The following is a 17,377-nucleotide window of genomic DNA, read 5'->3' as shown; positions in this document are numbered from 1 at the left end:
ACGTGTCATCTCTATTAGGGAACGTCTGGACACCTCGGTGTCTTCCCCCGATGGTGGCACGACATCCGTGCCACGTTCATCCAGTTATCCGGCATCCATCCATCCGGCACCCAGCCGTCCGGCATCCGGCTATCCGGCATCCGCTCCTTCGGCCGACACCGTGACGTCGCCCGAGCCGGAGGTCAGCGTGATCTTGCGCGGCGAGGAGTCGTCGTCCTTCACGGAGACGTCCACGTCGCCCGATCCCGTCTCGGTCTTCACGTCGTAGGCCCCGTCGGGCACGTGCAGCACGACGTTGCCCGAACCGAGCTTCAGCTCGACGCCGTCGGGCGCGGCGGCGTACTTGAGCTCGACGTTGCCCGAGCCGGCCTCCACGACGGCCTGCTTGGCCCTGAGGTCGGCGGCGTCCAGGTCACCGGAGCCGACGTGGCCGTCGAGCCGCCCGGTCAGGCCCCTGAGCGTGATGTTGCCCGAGCCGGCGTCCAGGTCGACGGCCAGCCCCTTGGGGACCTCGATCTTGTAGTCGACGCTGCAGGTGCCGAGGTCGGACGCGCAGTCGTAGGTGAGCAGCAGCGACTCCCCCTCGACCGTGTGCTCGGGCTTCGGCTTCTCGTCGCCGCGCCAGTTCAGCGTCTCGGTGACGCGGACGGCGGCCCCGTCGGACTCGGTGATCACGGCGTCACCCGACCCGGTCTTGAGCTGCAGCTTGGTGACCTTGTCGGTCACCTCGTACGTCGAGGTGTCGTGGTTGCTCGGGCCCGCGATGCTCGCGAGCCCGCATCCGGTCAGCATCAGTGCGGAGGCCAGCAGCCCGCCCGCGATCGCGAAGGTCTTCATGCCGTCAATCCTGACCGAGCATGCCGCGCCCGACATCGGGGATGCCCCCCAGGACTCCCCGACGGAACCCCAGCCTTTGACCGGGGACCACTGGCCGGGTAGCTTCACTTCCACAATCCAGAACTCATTTTCCACAGAGCGGAAAGAGGTCCTCATGGAGATCACCGGCCCGATGCTCGACCGGTTCGACGAGATCCTCACGCCGGAGGCGCTCGGTTTCGTGGCGGCGCTCCAGCGGGAGTTCGGCGACAGGCGGCTGGAGCTGCTGGAGGCCCGGCAGGCGCGCCAGGCGGAGCTGTCGGCGGGTGGGATGCTCGACTTCCTGCCGGAGACCAAGCAGGTCAGGGAGGCCGACTGGCAGGTCACGCCCCCGGCGCCGGGTCTGGAGGACCGCCGGGTCGAGATCACCGGGCCGGTCGACAAGAAGATGACCATCAACGCGCTCAACTCCGGCGCCAAGGTGTGGCTGGCCGACTTCGAGGACGCCAACTCCCCGCTCTGGGAGAACTGCGTGAACGGCCACCTCAACCTGCGTGACGCGCTCGACCGTACGATCGACTTCGAGAGCGGCGGCAAGGCGTACGCCCTGCGCCCGGACGGCGAGCTGGCCACGGTCGTGGTGCGCCCGCGCGGCTGGCACCTGGACGAGAAGCACGCCCAGGTGGACGGGCGGCCGGTCTCGGGGTCGCTGTTCGACTTCGCCCTCTACTTCTTCCACTGCGCCCAGCGCCAGATCGACAAGGGCAAGGGCCCGTACTTCTACCTGCCCAAGATCGAGTCCCACCTGGAGGCGCGGCTCTGGAACGACGTGTTCACCAGGGCGCAGGAGCTGCTCGGCATCCCGCACGGCACGATCAGGGCGACCGTGCTCATCGAGACCTACCCGGCGGCGTTCGAGATGGAGGAGATCCTGTACGAGCTGCGCGACCACTCGGCGGGGCTCAACGCGGGCCGCTGGGACTACCTGTTCAGCGTGATCAAGAAGTTCAGGACCAGGGGCCGGGAGTTCCTGCTGCCCGAGCGCAACTCGGTCACGATGACGGCCCCGTTCATGCGCGCGTACACCGAGCTGCTGGTGCGTACGTGTCACAAGCGCGGCGCGCACGCCATCGGCGGGATGGCCGCGTTCATCCCCTCGCGGCGTGACCCCGAGGTGAACGCGGTGGCGCTGGAGAAGGTGCGGGCGGACAAGACCCGCGAGTCGGGCGACGGGTTCGACGGCTCATGGGTGGCGCACCCCGATCTGGTGCCGGTGTGCCGCGAGGTGTTCGACGGCGTGCTCGGCTCGCGGCCCAACCAGCTCGACCGGCTGCGCGAGGACGTCAGCGTGAGCGCCGCCGAGTTGCTGGCCGTCTCCGAGACGCCCGGCCAGATCACCGAGACGGGGCTGCGCAACAACGTGGACGTGGGGCTGCGCTATCTGGCCGCCTGGATGGGCGGGCAGGGCGCGGCGGCGATCCACAACCTCATGGAGGACGCCGCCACGGCCGAGATCTCGCGCTCGCAGATCTGGCAGTGGATCCACAACGACATCACGCTCGACGACACGGGCGAGCAGGTGACGAAGGAGCTGGTCGAGCGGGTCATCTCCGAGGAGCTCGCCAAGATCGCCGAGGAGCCGGGCTACGACGAGGGCCTGTACGGTCAGGCGACGGCGCTGTTCAAGGAGGTCGCGCTGGACGACGACTTCGCCGAGTTCCTGACTCTTCCCGCCTATGCTCAAATGCCGTAGAACTACCAGAAAGAGGGGGTTCGGGTGCTGGAAACGCTGACGGCGGCCCTGCGCTCGCTGCTGCCCCACGACGCGGTCATCACCGACCCGGTCCGCCTGCGCACGTACGAGTGCGACGGCCTCACCTACCACCGGGCGACCCCCGGCGTGGTCGTGCTGCCCGACACGGCCGAGCAGGTCGCCCGCGTGGTACGGGTCTGCAACGACTTCGGCGTGCCCTTCGTGGCCAGGGGCTCGGGCACCGGCCTGTCGGGGGGCGCGCTCCCCCGCGAGGACGGCGTGCTCATCGTCACCTCCAAGATGCGCCGCATCCTGGAGATCGACCTGGCCAACCGCCGGGCGGTCGTCGAGCCCGGCGTCACGAACCTGGCCATCACCGAGGCCGTGCGCGATCGCGGCCACTACTATGCGCCCGACCCCTCCAGCCAGCAGGTCTGCTCCATCGGCGGCAACGTCGCGGAGAACTCCGGCGGCGCCCACTGCCTCAAGTACGGCTTCACCGTCAACCACGTCGAGGCCTGCGAGATCGTCACGCCCGACGGCGACCTGGTCACGCTCGACCGCATGGACCCCGGCTACGACCTGCTGGGCGCGTTCATCGGCTCGGAGGGCACGCTGGGCATCGCCACCAAGATCACGGTACGCCTGTGCCGCACGCCCGAGGCCGTCACCACGGTGCTGGCCGCGTTCGAGAGCATCGAGCAGGGCGGCCAGGCGGTCTCCGCGATCATCGGGGCGGGCATCGTACCGGCCGCCATCGAGATGATGGACGCGCTCGCCATCGAGGCGGCCGAGGCCGCGGTGGCCTGCGCCTACCCCAAAGGGGCAGGCGCCGTGCTGATCGTCGAGCTGGACGGCCCGAGCGCCGAGGTGGAGCGGCAGTTCGCGCAGCTCGAGGAGATCTGCTCGGACGCGTTCGAGCTGCGGGTCGCGGCGAGCGCGGAGGAGCGGGCGGCGATCTGGAAGGGCCGCAAGTCGGCGTTCGCCGCCGTCGGGCGCATCAGCCCGGCCTACATCGTCCAGGACGGCGTGGTGCCGCGCACGTCGCTGCCCGGCGTGCTGGCCGCCATCGACCGCCTCTCGGAGGAGCACGGCATCAGGGTCGCGAACGTCTTCCACGCCGGCGACGGCAACCTCCACCCGCTCGTGCTGTTCGACGACGCGGAGGAGGGGGCCGGCGAGCGGGCCGAGGTGGTCTCCGGCGCCATCCTCGACCTGTGCATCGAGAACGGCGGCTCGATCACGGGCGAGCACGGGGTCGGGGTGGACAAGTCGCGATACATGCCGAAGATGTTCAGCGCGGACGACCTGGACACCATGCAGCTCGTCCGGTGCGCGTTCGACCCCCGTGGCCTGTCCAACCCGGGCAAGGTGTTCCCCACGCCGCGCCTGTGCGGCGAGGTGCCGGGAGTGCGCAAGGGCGTGCACCCCCTGGTGGAGTCGGGGAAGGCGGAGCAGTTCTGATGGAGCCGTTCTCCGGGGTGACCGTCAGGCAGGCGGGCGCGGACGACGCCGTCGGCGGCGTGCAGCCCCGCTGGGTCGCCCTGCCCGAGACCGTCGAGGAGGTCTCGGCCGTGCTGCGGGACTGCGCCGAGCGGGACCTCGCGGTGGTGCCCGCCGGCGGCGGCACGAAGCTGCACTGGGGGCTCCCGCCCGAGCGCTGCGACGTCCTGCTCGACATGTGCTGCATGAACGCGGTGCTCGAACACGCCGCGGGCGACCTCGTGGTGCGCGCGCAGGCCGGAGTCACCATGGACGCGCTGGCCGGCGTGCTCGCGGAGAAGGGCCAGGAGCTCGCGCTCGACCCGCCGTTCGCCGAGCACACGACGGTCGGCGGCACGCTGGCCACCGCGGCGGCGGGCCCCCGCTCCTTCCGGTACGGCACCGCCCGCGACCTGCTCATCGGCATCACCGTCGTGCTGCCCGACGGGACGATCGCCAGATCCGGCGGAAAGGTCGTCAAGAACGTCGCCGGCTACGACCTCGGCAAGCTGTTCACCGGCTCGCAGGGCACGCTCGGCGTGATCGCCGAGGCCACGTTCCGGCTGCACCCGTTGCCCGCCGAGAGCCGCTGGGTGGTGGCCCCCCTGCCGTCCGGCGACGCGCTGGCGCGCGTGACCGCCTCCCAGGCCGAGCCGTCCGCCGTCGAGATCGACTGCCCCGGCGGCGCGGAGGGCGCGGACGCGACGGTCGCGGTGCTCGTGGAGGGCTCGGCGGCCGAGGCGCGGGCGCTGGAGCTGCGCGAGGTGCTCGGGGACGGCACGATCACGGCGGAACGGCCGGAGTGGTGGGGGCTGATCCTGCGCGACGACGTGCTGCTGGAGCTGCGCTTCCCGCCCGCGCGCGCTCTGGAGGCGCTGGCCGCCGCCGGGGAGGCCGGGTTCGCCTTCCGCGGTTCGGCCGCGACCGGGCGGGCGTACCTGGAAGGCTCCGAGGAGGAGCTGGCTGCCGTCACCGGGCTGCGCGCCCGCGTCGAGGCGCTGGGCGGGCGGCTGCACGTACTGGCCGCGCCGGAGACGGGCGTCGACCGGTGGGGGCAGGTGAGCGGGCTGCCGTTGATGCGGCGGGTCAAGGAACGGTTCGACCCGGGGCGCAGGATGTCCCCGGGCCGGTTCGTGGGAGGCATCTGAGCATGGACCCCGAGCTGATCAACGACTGCGTGCACTGCGGGTTCTGCCTGCCGACCTGCCCCACGTACGTGCTGTGGGGCGAGGAGATGGACTCCCCGCGCGGGCGCATCCACCTGATGAAGCAGCACGTCGAGGGCACCCCGATCACCCCCGAGATGGCCGGGCACTTCGACGCCTGCCTCGGCTGCATGGCGTGCGTCACCGCCTGCCCGTCCGGCGTTCGGTACGACCGCCTGATCGAGCAGACCAGGGTGGCCGTGGAGCGGCGGCACGAACGCGAACCGCAGGAGCGGGCCGTACGCGGCATCGTGTTCGCCCTGTTCCCCTACCCGCGCCGACTGCGGCTGCTGCGCCCCACGATGTGGCTGGCCGAGCGGATGGCGCCGTTCCTCGCCAAGGCGCATCCCAGCCTCGGCGCCATGGCCGCGCTCGCGCCGCGCGTGGAGCACCGCCAGCGGCTGCCGCGCCTGGTCAGGGCCAGAGGCGGGCGCAGGGCCGTCGTGGGCATGCTCACCGGCTGCGTGCAGGGCGAGTTCTTCCCGCAGGTGAACGCGGCCACCGCGCGGGTGCTCGCGCTGGAGGGCTGCGACGTGGTGATCCCGCCCGGCCAGGGCTGCTGCGGGGCGCTCAGCGTCCACTCCGGCCGCGACGACCAGGCCAGGCGGCTGGCCCGCCGGACGGTCAGGACGTTCGAGCGGGCCGGGGTGGACACCGTCGTGGTGAACGCGGCCGGCTGCGGCTCGTCGATGAAGGAGTACGGCGAGCTGCTGGGGCGCGAGCCCGGGTTCCGGGTGGTGGACCTGTCCGAATACCTCGCCGAGCTGGGACCCGCCGCCAAGCGGCACCCGCTGCCGGTCACCGTCGCCTACCACGACGCCTGCCACCTGGCCCACGCCCAGGGCGTGCGCGCCCAGCCCCGCGAGCTGCTGCGCGGCATCCCCGGCCTGGAGGTCCGCGAGATCCCCGAGTCGGCGATCTGCTGCGGCTCGGCGGGCACGTACAACATGTTCCAGCCGCAGGCGGCGCGCGACCTCGGCGACCGCAAGGCCGCGGCGGTGGCCACGACCGGCGCCGAGCTGCTGGTGTCGGCCAACCCCGGCTGCACCATGCAGATCGCGGCGGCCACGCGGCGCGCCGGCTCGGAGATCAGGGTCGCTCACGTGGCCGAGGTGCTCGACGCCTCGCTGCGCGGGGTCCGGCTGAGTGAGCGAAGCGAGCGACCCAATAAGCACGGGAGCGTGCTCACTGGCCCGACGGAGGAGGGCCAGTGAGCGTGCAGTCGGTCGATCGGGCGCTCGACGTGCTGGAGGCACTGGCCGAGCACGGGGGCGCGGCGGGCCTGTCGGAGATCGCCGCGAGGACCGGGCTTCCGTACGGGACCATCCACCGGCTGCTGCGCACGCTGCTCGCCCGCGGCTACGTACGGCAGGAGACCGACAAGAGGTACGCCCTGGGCGGCGGCCTCGTGCGCCTGGGCGGCATCGCCGAGAGCATGGTGGGCGTGTGGGCGCAGCCGTACCTGACGAAGATGGTGGAGCTGTCCGGCGAGACCGCGAACCTGGCCGTGCTCGAAGGCGACTTCGTCGTCTACGTGGCACAGGTGCCCTCGCCGCGCAGGCTGCGCATGTTCGCCGAGGTCGGCCGGCGGGTGCTGCCGCACAGCACGGCCGTGGGCAAGGTGCTGCTGGCGGGGCGGCCGGCGGCGGAGGCGGTCGCCGTCTTCGAGCGTACGGGCATGCCGCGCCGCACCCCCAGGACGATCACCGACATGACCGGCATGCTGGCCGAACTCGACCTCGTCCGAGACCGCGGCCACGCCATGGACCTGGGCGAGGAGGAGCTCGGCGTGCACTGCCTGGCGGTGCCCGTCTGGGACGGCGACCGCGTGGTGGCCGCGATGTCCGTCTCGGGTCCGGCCGAGCGGATCGACGCGCTCGACCGGGAGGACCTGGCCGAAGGCATGCGGAAGATCGCGCTCGACTTCGGCAACGAGCTCAGCCCTGCGCCATAATGTTGCGCTATGAGCAACAGCACGACGGTTCAGTCAGTCGACCGGGCCATCGCGATCCTGGAGATCCTCGCCCGTGAGGGCGACAGCCGGGTGACGGACCTCGCGACGGAGCTCGACGTCCACAAATCAACGGCATCCCGGCTGCTGGCCGCGCTGGAACACGGCGGGCTGGTGGAACAGAGCGGCGACCGGGGCCGCTACCGACTGGGGTTCGGGGTCATCCGGCTCGCCGGCGCCGCGACCGCCCAGCTCGACCTCGCCAAGGAGAGCCGGCCGATCTGCCTGCGGCTGGCCGAGACCGTCGGCGAGACCGTCAACATCGCGGTGCCGCGCGACGGAGACGCGGTCAACATCAGCCAGGTGCGCGGCCCGGCGGCCATCAGCGGCCACAACTGGGTCGGCCAGCGCACCCCCTCCCACGCCACGTCCAGCGGCAAGGTGCTGCTGGCGTACGGCGCCCTGCGGGTCCTCGCCGAGCTCGAGCGCTACACGCCCCGGACGATCACCTCACCCGACGGGCTGGGCCTCGACGAGATCAGGGAACGCGGCTGGGCGTCCACCGTGGAGGAGCTGGAGCTCGGCCTCAACGCGGTGGCCGCCCCCATCCGGGGCCGCGACGGCTCCGTCGTGGCCGCCGTCAGCGCCTCCGGCCCGTCCTACCGGCTGACGCCCCAACGGCTGCCGGAGGTGGCCGCGCGGCTCGTGGAGGCCGCGCGGGAGATAAGCCAGCGGCTCGGCTATTACCGTTGAGGCATGTGTAGAAGCATCAAGACGTTGCGCCCCCCGTACACCGAGAGCGTGACGGAGGAGGACGTGCGGGCGGCGGCGCTGCAGTACGTCAGGAAGATCTCGGGCTTCCGGGCGCCGGCGGCGCACAACGCGGAGGCCTTCGACCGGGCCGTGGAGACGATCGCGAAAGCGTCGGAGGAACTGCTGGGGGCCCTGGAGGTCCGCGGGTCCCGCTGACCGGTGCGGTCGGTGACCCTGCTCGCAGTCCCCTGGCGCCGAAGAAAGCGGGACATCACCGAGGACACGGGGCAAGTAGGATCATCCGAGTGGATCTCAAGGACACCGCCGCCCGGCTCGGGGTACCCGTCGAGGACGTCGAGCGCGTGCACCGGCTCGCCGGTGACCGCCCGTCCGCTCCACTGCCCGCCAAGGCCGACGCGCCCGCGATCCTCGACCGGCTCGCGGTGCGGCCGGACGACGCCGCCGAGATCATGGCGGGCTGGCCCGACCCCGACTCCCCCCTGTGGACCCCGGAGTTGCGCTGGCTGCTCGACCGCTCGATCGCCCTGGTCCGGGCCGATCTCGGAGGGTACGGCTGGCTGCCGCCCGGTCCTGAGCTGCCGCGCGAGCGAGGCCCCGCCTGGCGCCACCTCTACGTGTACGCGTACCTGGCCCTGGTCGGCATCGTGACGGGCTACCACCGCGACCACGGCATCGACGATGCCACGTCGTGGGCGAGCCTCGCGGACCTGGGCCGGAACCTCGCGATCGACCGGCGGATGCACCGCGAGGGCTGGCCGGTCATGCAGAGCTGGCTGACGCTGCACGTGCGCGGCGGCATCTACGAGCTGGGCCGGCTGCAGCACCATCGCGGCGACGCCGCCATCAACCTGCACATCCCCGAGTCGGGGCCGCTGACCCCGGAGGCGGTCGCGGCGTCGCTCGACGAGGCCCGCGCGTTCTTCCCGCGCCATTTTCCGGACGAGCGCTACACGGCGTTCTCCTGCGGTTCGTGGCTGCTCGACCCGCAGTTGCAGGAGTACCTGCCCGGTGACTCCAACATCGTCCGGTTCCAGCGGAGGTTCGAGCTGGAGCCCTACGAGGAGCCGGAGGGGCTGGACGCCGACGTCGAGGTGCTGCGGTTCGTGTTCCGCACCGTGACCACGCCGCTCGACCAGCTGCCGCGCCGCACCGTGCTCCAGCGCGCGATCGTCGACCACTTGAAGGCCGGCCGCCACTGGCACTGGCACCGCGGCCACTTCCCGATCTAGCCAGGCCGGCACAGCCGCCGCGGTTCCTCACTTGAGCAGGTTCTGCTGGGCCGCCAGGAAGCCGGCGTGGAAGCGGGTCCTGGCTCCGAGCCGCTCCGAGAGCATCTGCACCCGCCGCTGCACCGTACGCGGTGACAACCCCAGCTGCCGCGCGATCGTGTCGTCCTTCATGCCGGCCGCCAGCAGGGCGAGCACCTCCGTGTCCGGGGTCTGCGGCCACACCTCCGGCTCCAGCGCCTCCGCGCCCGTGAGCCGGAGCGGTACGGCGGCGCGCCACAGCGTCTCGAAGAGGCCGACGAGGGCGTCGAGCAGGGCGGACGGGTGCACCACGAGGGCGCTCTCCACGGCTTGGTCCTCGTCGGAGACGAGGGGCAGGATGGCGGTGCGGGCGTCGGCGATGGCGAGCTTGACGGGCACGTGGCCGAGCCTGGCCTGTTCGCCGTCGGCGATGGCGCGGCGGGTGTGCGCCAGCATGCCGGGCTGCTCGAACGCCTGCGGGCCGTAGATCCCGCGCGTGGGCGCTCCCTGGCGGGCGGCGCGCTGCCGGTTCTCGCGGTCGTCGCTGATGTCCACCGCGTACGGCGGATGCACCAGCACCAGCATCTCCTCGGTGGCGTTGCGCTCCATCTGGAGGTAGCGGCGGGCCACGGCGTCACGGCCGCTGACCACCTCCAGCACCTCCTCCGGGTGCGGGCCGCTGCGCTCGGCGACCTCGGTGGCCAGGACCGCGGCGGCTGCCCTGCTGTGGGTGATCTCCTCCTGGCGGCGCGCGACGAGGATGTCGATGGCGATGTTGGGCGGCGTGGCGAGCAGGCGCAGGGGGCGGCCGGCCACGCGGGAGATCAGGCCGAGGTCCTCCAGCCTGGGCAGCATGCGGCGGATGGCCGCGGCGGACGAGCCCGTCTCGGTGGCGAGCTCGCTCAGCGTCGCGGGCCCGTGCCTGAGCAGCGCCCGGTAGGCGCCTTCCTCGGCGACGGAGACCCCGAGTCCCTCCAGCAAGCGCCGCTGCGCCATGTCCCCTCTGTCCTTCTTCTTCCTGACGTGCCATGATCCGCGTTCAGCGTACGACAGGCTTGTTCGGCGCTGCGTGGGGCCTTATCGTCGTTGCGTAGTCCGGTACTGGTTGCGCATTAGGGAACAAACCGGAGGCGTCCATGAGCCGGCCCCGTCTGGTGATCGTGGGAGCGGGGATCGTCGGCTGTGCCCTCGCCGACGAGCTCACCGAGCGAGGGTGGACCGACGTCACGGTGGTCGACCGGGGGCCGCTCTTCGCCGCCGGCGGATCGAGCTCGCACGCCCCCGGCCTGGTCTTCCAGACGAACCCGTCGAAGACGATGACCGAGTTCGCCGCCTACACCGTGCGCAAGTACACCGCGCTCGGCGAGTCGTGCTTCCGCCAGGTCGGCGGGCTGGAGGTGGCCACCACGCCGGAGCGCTGGGCCGACCTGCACCGCAAGCTCGGCTGGGCCGAGTCGTGGGGAGTCGAGGGCCGCCTGCTCGACCCCGAGCGGTGCGCGGAGCTGTGGCCGCTGCTGGACAGGGGCAGGGTGCTCGGCGGCTACCACGTACCGAGTGACGGGCTGGCGGCGGCGGTCGCGTGCGGCGAGGCGCAGGCCGCACGGGCCATCGAGCGCGGGGCCAGGTTCCTGGCGCGCCACACGGTGGTGGGAATCGAGCAGCACGGCGGCCGGGTGACCGGCGTCTCCGTGGAGACCGGGGGCGAGCGCCGGACGATCCCCGCCGACGTGGTCGTGTGCGCGGCCGGGTTCTGGGGGCCGTCCATCGGGCGGATGGCCGGGCTGACCGTGCCGCTGCTCCCGCTGGCCCACCAGTACGCCAAATCGGGTTCCCTGGCCCGCCGGCCGCACGGTCCCATCCTGCGCCACCAGGACCGCGACCTGTACTTCCGCTGGCACGGCGACCGCGTCGGCATCGGCTCGTACGCCCACAGGCCCATGCCGGTCGCCCAGGACGAGATCGGCCCCAGAGCCACCACGATGCCGTCGGTGCAGGCGTTCACCGAGGCGGACTTCGACCCCGCCTGGCGGGACGCGGTCGAGCTGCTGCCCGCGCTGGCCGAGACGAAGTACACGGACGGCATCAACGGCATCTTCTCCTTCACGCCCGACGGGTTCCCGCTGATCGGCGAGGCGCCGCACCTCGACGGGTTCTGGCTGGCCGAGGCCGTCTGGGTGACGCATTCGGCCGGGGTCGCGCGGGCGCTGGCCGAAGTGCTGGTGGACGGGCGCTCCGAGGTGGACCTGCATGAGTGCGAGCTGTCCCGGTTCGAGCAGGCGCAGCTGTCGCCCGCGTACGTCGAGGAGCGCGGCAAACAGAACTTCGTCGAGGTGTACGACGTCATCCACCCGCTCCAGCCCATGGAGTCGCCCAGGCCGTTGCGCACGAGCCCGTTCCACGTCCGGCAGCGGGAGCTGGGGGCGTTCTTCCTGGAGGCGGCCGGGTGGGAGCGGCCGCACTGGTTCGAGTCCAACGCGCCGCTCCTCGACGGGCTGGACGAGCCGGACGCGCGGCGCGACGCGTGGGCCTCCCGCTACTGGTCGCCGATCGCCGCCGCCGAGTCGTACGCGACGCGCGAGCGGGTGGCGCTCTACGACATGACGCCGCTCAAGCGCATCGAGGTCAGCGGGCCGGGGTCGGCGGCGTTCCTCCAGCGCATGACCACGAACAACGTGGACAGGAAGCCGGGTTCGGTCACGTACACGCTGCTGCTGGACGCCAGGGGCGGCATCCGCTCGGACCTGACGGTGGCGCGGCTGGCGGAGGACGTGTTCCAGGTCGGCGCGAACGGCAACCTCGACCTCGACTGGCTGACCCGGCACGCGCCGGGCGGGGTGCGGGTGCGCGACCTGACGCCCGGCACCTGCTGTGTGGGCGTGTGGGGGCCGCTGGCCAGGGAGCTGGTGCAGCCGCTCACCGACATGGACCTGTCGCACGAGAACTTCCGCTACTTCAACTGCAGATCCGGATATGTCGGGCACGTGCCGGTGCTCGCGCTGCGCGTGTCGTACGTGGGCGAGCTGGGCTGGGAGCTCTACACCAGCGCCGACATGGGCCTCAAGCTCTGGGACACGCTGTGGTCGCGCGGCCTGGCGGTCGCCGGTGGCCGGGCCGCGTTCAACAGCCTGCGGCTGGAGAAGGGTTACCGGCTGTGGGGCCTGGACATGACCACCGAGCACAACCCGTACGAGGCCGGGCTGGCCTTCGCCGTCAAGGCGGACAAGGACTTCATCGGCCGCGACGCCCTGACCACCGACGTCACGCGCCGGCTGGTGCCGCTGCTCTCCGACGAGGTCGTCATGGGCAAGGAGCCGGTACGGCACGGCGGCCGCACGGTCGGGTACGTGACGAGCGCCGCCTACGGGCACACGATCCGGCGGCCCATCGCGTACGCCTGGCTGCCGGCCGAGCTCACCGAACCAGGGACGGATGTGGACATTTCGTACTTCGGGCGCCGCGTCCTCGCGGAAGTCGCCGCCGAGCCGCTGTTCGACCCCGGGATGGAGAAGATCAGACGTTGACCCACCCCGACACCCATCCCGACTTCCTGTGGCGCAACCCCGACCCCAAGCCGTCCTACGACGTGGTCATCGTGGGCGGCGGCGGGCACGGCCTGGCCACCGCCTACTACCTGGCCAGGAACCACGGCCTCAACAACGTCGCGGTCCTGGAGCGGGGCTGGCTCGCGGGCGGCAACATGGCCCGCAACACCACGATCATCCGCTCCAACTACCTGTGGGACGAGAGCGCGGCGATCTACGAGCACTCGCTGAAGCTGTGGGAGGGGCTGAGCGAGGAGCTGGACTACGACCTGCAGTTCAGCCAGCGCGGCGTGCTCAACCTGGCGCACAACCTGGGCGACGTGCGCGAGGGCAGGCGCCGCGTCAACGCCAACAGGCTGAACGGCGTGGACGCCGAATGGCTCGACGCGGACGAGGTCAGGAAGTTCTGCCCGATCATCAACGTCTCCGGCGGCGCCCGCTACCCGGTCATGGGCGCCACCCTGCAGCGGCGCGGCGGCATCGCCAAGCACGACCACGTGGCGTGGGCGCTGGCGCGCAGGGCGGACGCGTACGGGATCGACCTGATCCAGGGATGCGAGGTCACCGGCTTCGAGATCGCGGGCGGCAGGGTGACGGCCGTCGAGACCTCGCGCGGCCGCATCGCGGCCGGGAAGGTCGCGCTCGCGGCGGCCGGGCACACGTCGGTGCTGGCCGAGCGGGCGGGCATCCGGCTGCCGCTGCAGTCGCACCCGCTCCAGGCGCTGGTGTCGGAGCTGCTGGAGCCGGTGCTGGACTGCGTGGTCATGTCGAACGCGGTCCACGTGTACGTGAGCCAGGCCCACAAGGGCGAGCTGGTCATGGGGGCGGGCATCGACGCGTACAACTCCTACGGGCAGCGCGGCGGCGTGCACGTCATCGAGGCGCAGATGGCGGCCGCGCTGGAGCTGTTCCCGATCTTCAGCCGGGTGCGCGTGCTGCGTACCTGGGCCGGGATCGTGGACGTGTCCCCCGACGCCTCGCCGATCATCGGCCCGACGCCCGTCGAGGGCCTCTACATCAACGCGGGCTGGGGCACGGGCGGCTTCAAGGCCACCCCCGGCTCCGGCTGGGTGTACGCCCACACGATCGCCGAAGGCCGGCCGCACCCGCTGGCGGAGCCGTTCGGGCTGGACAGGTTCACCACGGGAGCGCTCATCGACGAGCACGGCGCGGCGGCGGTGGCGCACTGATGCTGCTGATCGACTGCCCCCACTGCGGGCCCCGCGACGAGACCGAGTTCCGGTACGGCGGCCAGGCCGGGATCTCCTGCCCCACCGGCGACGTGTCGGACGAGGAGTGGGCCGCGTACGTGTTCATGCGCGACAACCCCAAGGGCTGGTTCCGCGAGCGCTGGTTCCACGTGCACGGCTGCCGGACCTGGTTCGACGTCGAGCGGCACACGGTCACCCACGAGGTCAGGAAGGCACGATGAGGTTCACCTTCGACGGCCGCCCGCTGCTGGGCGAGCCGGGTGACACGCTGGCCGCCGCGCTGCTGCGCAACGGGGTGCGCGTGGTGGGCCGCAGCGTACGGCTCGGCCGGCCGCGCGGCGTCTTCTCCGCCGGCCCCGAGGAGCCGAACGCGCTGGTCCGCGTGGGCGCCGACCCGATGCTCGCGGCCACCACCGTGGAGCTGTACGACGGGCTGGAGGCGTGGAGCCTGCGCGGCAAGGGCCGGGTGGACCCGGACGCGGTGGACGGGCGGCGCTGCGACAAGGGCTACCTGCACTGCGACGTGCTGGTGGTCGGCGGCGGACCGGCCGGGCTGGCCGCCACGCTCGCGGCGGGCCGCGCGGGGGCGCGGGTGATCCTCGTGGACGACCAGCCCGTCCTGGGCGGCGACCTGCTGAACAGCCGCCTCCGGCTCGACGGCGCCCCCGGCTGCGACTGGGCGGACGGGCTGTCGCTCCAGGCCCGGGTGCTCACGAGGACGACCGCCGTCGGCTACTACGACCACAACTACGTGGTGGCGGTCGAGCGGCGGGCGCGCGGCGAGCGGCTCTGGCACATCAGGGCGCGGCGGGTGGTGCTGGCCACGGGGGCGCACGAGCGCTCGGTCGCCTTTCCCGGCAACGACCGTCCCGGCGTGATGCTGGCCTCGGCGGCGCGCGCCTACGCCAACCGGTACGGCGTGGCGGCCGGGCGGCGGGCGGTGGTGTTCGCCTGCGCGGACTCCGGTTACGAGGCGGCGCGTGACCTGGCGGCGGCCGGGGTCGAGGTCGTCGCGATCGTGGACCCCAGGAACGGCGGGCCTCAAGCGGCCGTGATCGGCGCGGTCGTGGCCGGCGCGGTCGTCACCGGTGCGGTCGTGACCGGCACGACCGGTGACGCGGACGGCGTGCTGACCGGCGTACAGGTCGGCGACCGGCATTTCCCCGCCGACCTGCTGGCCGTGGCGGGCGGCTGGAACCCGGCCGTGCACCTGTTCAGCCAGTCGCAGGGGCGGCTGCGGTACGACGAGGACCTGCGGGCGTTCGTCCCCGGCACGTCCGCGCAGGCCGAGCGCTCGGCCGGGGCGTGCAGGGGCGTCTACGGCACCCGCGAGGCCATCGCCGACGGCTACGCGGCCGGCGCCGAGGCGGCCGGGCGGGACGCGGACCCCGGCCTGCGGGTGCCCGAGTGCGACGAAGGGCCCCAGCGTCCGCCGGCCGCCCTCTGGTGGGTCGAGGGCACGTCGCAGGAGGAGTCGTTCGTGGACCTCCAGCGGGACGTGACCGTGGCCGACCTGGCCAGGGCCACCGGCACCGGGATGCGCTCGGTGGAGCACGTCAAGCGCTACACGACCGCGGGCACCGGCGCCGACCAGGGCAAGACGTCGGGCGCGGCCGTCGTGGGCGTCATGTCCGCGCTCCTCGGCGCCGAGCCGGGCCAGGTGGGCACGACCACGTTCCGGCCGCCGTACACGCCGGTGTCCTTCGCCACCCTGGCGGGGCGCGACCGCGGCGCGCTGTCCGACCCGGTCAGGACCACGGCGATGCACGACGCGCACGTGGCGCGGGGCGCGGTGTTCGAGGACGTCGGGCAGTGGAAGCGCCCGTGGTACTTCCCCCTGGACGGCGAGACCATGGAGGCCGCCGTGCTGCGCGAGTGCCGCGCGGCGCGCACCGCCGTGGCCGCCATGGACGCCTCGACCCTGGGCAAGATCGACGTACGGGGCGCGGACGCGGGCGCGTTCCTCGACCGGATCTACACGAACATGTACTCCACGCTCGCCGTCGGCGCCTGCCGCTACGGGCTGATGTGCACGGCCGACGGGATGGTGTTCGACGACGGCACCACCACCAGGCTCGGCGAGGAGCACTTCCTCATGACCACGACCACGGGCAACGCCGCCGCGGTGCTCGACTGGCTGGAGGAGTGGCGGCAGACGGAGTGGCCGGACCTGGACGTGTCGTTCACGTCGGTCACCGACCACTGGGCGACGGTCGCCGTCGTGGGACCGCGGGCGCGCGAGGTCATCGCCGCCGTCGTGCCGGGGGCGTTGGACCTGGCGTTCATGCGGTACGCGAGCACCCCCGTGCTCGGCGTCGAGGGCCGGGTGTTCAGGATCAGCTTCTCGGGCGAGCTGGCGTACGAGGTGAACGTGCCCTGGCGGTACGGCCGCGCCCTGTGGGAAACCGTGCTGGAGCTCGGCGCGGTGCCGTACGGGACGGAGACCATGCACGTGCTGCGGGCAGAGAAGGGGTTCGCGATCGTCGGCCAGGAGACCGACGGGACCGTCACCCCGCACGATCTCGGCATGTCGTGGATCGTCTCCAAGCGCAAGCCGGACTTCGTGGGCAGGCGCTCCCATTCCCGCCCGGACACCGCGAGGCCCGGCCGCAAGCGCCTGGTCGGTTTGCTGCCCGACGATCCGGCGGCGGTCGTGGAGGAGGGCGCGCAACTGGTCGCCGAGCCCGCCGGCGGCATGGTCGGGCACGTGACGTCAAGTTACGCCAGTGTCGCGCTGGGCCGCGCCTTCGGCCTCGCCCTGGCCGCGAACGTCGAGGCCGGCGACCGCCTCACGGCGGTGTCGGGCGGCTCCTCGCACGGCGTGACCGTCGTGGCGCCCGTCTTCTACGACCCGGAGAACGCCCGGCGCGACGGCGAGCCCCTGGCCTTCCGGCCGGAGCCGCACCGGGGGGAGTGCCGCTCGGAGAGCCCGGCCGCCGCCTTCGCGGGGCGCTTCGCGGCGGCGAGCGGGCCACGGGCGCGGCTGCGGGAGGTGCCGTTCGAGCCCATGTGGGAGGTACGGGGCACAGACCCGGGAACGGGCCTGCGGCTGGGGCCGTCCTGGTGGCTCGTATCCGGAAATATCACGCCCCAGCCGGATTGGGTGGACGTGTCGGGACAGCGCACGATCCTGGAGCTGTCGGGCCCCGACGCGACCGAGGTCCTGATCACCGGCTGCCCCGTGGACCTGGACACCCTGCCCGGCCCCACCCAGACCCTCCTGGGCAGGACCTCGGTGATCCTGGAACGGCGGGAGCGCGACACGTACCGCATCTACGTGAGATCGTCCTTCACCCGGTACCTGGCGGAGTGGCTGGTGGATGCCCTGGACGCGTTGTAAGCCCTTTTATGGCCACTTGACCTAGACTTTACGAAGGTTCGCGACAAGTCTGGGAG

Annotated in this window: 14 protein-coding genes; 12 read left to right on the top strand and 2 right to left on the bottom strand. The window is 72.3% G+C overall.

The features are described from left to right. Nucleotides 1-129: 129 nt before the first annotated feature. Nucleotides 130-837: a DUF4097 family beta strand repeat-containing protein gene (locus FH608_RS09490; protein ID WP_139630054.1), complete on the bottom strand. Its 708-nt coding sequence runs from the start codon at nt 835-837 to the stop codon at nt 130-132. A 154-nt stretch (nt 838-991) separates the two neighbouring features. On the opposite strand from FH608_RS09490, the gene aceB reads away from it, so the two are divergent. From aceB to FH608_RS09450, 8 genes are all read left to right on the top strand, one after another. Beyond that, nucleotides 992-2,569, top strand: coding sequence for a malate synthase A (gene aceB, locus FH608_RS09485; RefSeq protein ID WP_139630053.1), 1,578 nt, complete (start codon nt 992-994; stop codon nt 2,567-2,569). A 27-nt stretch (nt 2,570-2,596) separates the two neighbouring features. Next, nucleotides 2,597-4,033 (top strand): FAD-linked oxidase C-terminal domain-containing protein, encoded by a 1,437-nt coding sequence (locus tag FH608_RS09480; protein ID WP_139630408.1) that lies wholly within the window; start codon nt 2,597-2,599, stop codon nt 4,031-4,033. Further along, the gene (locus tag FH608_RS09475; RefSeq protein WP_139630052.1) at nt 4,033-5,199 is read left to right on the top strand and encodes an FAD-binding oxidoreductase; all 1,167 of its coding nucleotides are present in this window, start codon (nt 4,033-4,035) and stop codon (nt 5,197-5,199) included. Before FH608_RS09480 ends, FH608_RS09475 begins: the two co-directional genes overlap by 1 nt. Nucleotides 5,200-5,201: 2 nt before the next feature. Continuing rightward, the gene (locus FH608_RS09470) at nt 5,202-6,470 is read left to right on the top strand and encodes a (Fe-S)-binding protein (protein ID WP_139630051.1); all 1,269 of its coding nucleotides are present in this window, start codon (nt 5,202-5,204) and stop codon (nt 6,468-6,470) included. Beyond that, nucleotides 6,467-7,210 carry an IclR family transcriptional regulator gene (locus FH608_RS09465; RefSeq protein WP_139630050.1) on the top strand — a complete coding sequence of 248 codons (744 nt, stop codon included), beginning with the start codon at nt 6,467-6,469 and terminating at the stop codon, nt 7,208-7,210. Before FH608_RS09470 ends, FH608_RS09465 begins: the two co-directional genes overlap by 4 nt. Nucleotides 7,211-7,219: 9 nt before the next feature. Continuing rightward, nucleotides 7,220-7,960, top strand: a complete 741-nt coding sequence (locus FH608_RS09460) for an IclR family transcriptional regulator (RefSeq protein WP_139630049.1) — start codon at nt 7,220-7,222, stop codon at nt 7,958-7,960. A gap of 3 nt (nt 7,961-7,963) precedes the next feature. After that, nucleotides 7,964-8,176, top strand: coding sequence for a DUF2277 domain-containing protein (locus FH608_RS09455; protein WP_139630048.1), 213 nt, complete (start codon nt 7,964-7,966; stop codon nt 8,174-8,176). An 89-nt stretch (nt 8,177-8,265) separates the two neighbouring features. Beyond that, a complete protein-coding gene (locus FH608_RS09450; RefSeq protein WP_139630047.1) occupies nt 8,266-9,210 on the top strand; it encodes an acyltransferase domain-containing protein in 945 nt (314 codons plus the stop codon). 27 nt (nt 9,211-9,237) lie between these two features. Here FH608_RS09450 and FH608_RS09445 read toward each other — a convergent pair whose 3' ends face one another. After that, nucleotides 9,238-10,224: a helix-turn-helix transcriptional regulator gene (locus FH608_RS09445; protein WP_139630046.1), complete on the bottom strand. Its 987-nt coding sequence runs from the start codon at nt 10,222-10,224 to the stop codon at nt 9,238-9,240. A gap of 140 nt (nt 10,225-10,364) precedes the next feature. Between FH608_RS09445 and FH608_RS09440 the strand changes: the two genes are divergently transcribed. The 4 genes from FH608_RS09440 to FH608_RS09425 are packed head-to-tail and all read left to right on the top strand — an operon-like array spanning nt 10,365 to nt 17,321. After that, complete coding sequence (locus FH608_RS09440) at nt 10,365-12,749, top strand: GcvT family protein (RefSeq protein ID WP_139630045.1); 2,385 nt, start codon at nt 10,365-10,367, stop codon at nt 12,747-12,749. Continuing rightward, the gene (locus FH608_RS09435; RefSeq protein WP_139630044.1) at nt 12,746-13,960 is read left to right on the top strand and encodes a sarcosine oxidase subunit beta family protein; all 1,215 of its coding nucleotides are present in this window, start codon (nt 12,746-12,748) and stop codon (nt 13,958-13,960) included. Before FH608_RS09440 ends, FH608_RS09435 begins: the two co-directional genes overlap by 4 nt. Next, nucleotides 13,960-14,202 (top strand): sarcosine oxidase subunit delta, encoded by a 243-nt coding sequence (locus FH608_RS09430; protein ID WP_139630043.1) that lies wholly within the window; start codon nt 13,960-13,962, stop codon nt 14,200-14,202. Before FH608_RS09435 ends, FH608_RS09430 begins: the two co-directional genes overlap by 1 nt. Then, on the top strand, nt 14,199-17,321 hold the full coding sequence (locus FH608_RS09425; protein WP_139630042.1) for a 2Fe-2S iron-sulfur cluster-binding protein: 3,123 nt from the start codon (nt 14,199-14,201) through the stop codon (nt 17,319-17,321). Before FH608_RS09430 ends, FH608_RS09425 begins: the two co-directional genes overlap by 4 nt. Nucleotides 17,322-17,377: the final 56 nt, after the last annotated feature.

Origin of the sequence: Nonomuraea phyllanthi (genome assembly GCF_006334985.2) — a bacterium.
Taxonomy (GTDB): domain Bacteria; phylum Actinomycetota; class Actinomycetes; order Streptosporangiales; family Streptosporangiaceae; genus Nonomuraea; species Nonomuraea phyllanthi.
The sequence above is the reverse complement of the archived record's forward strand: the minus strand, read 5'-3'. Positions and strand labels throughout refer to the sequence as shown.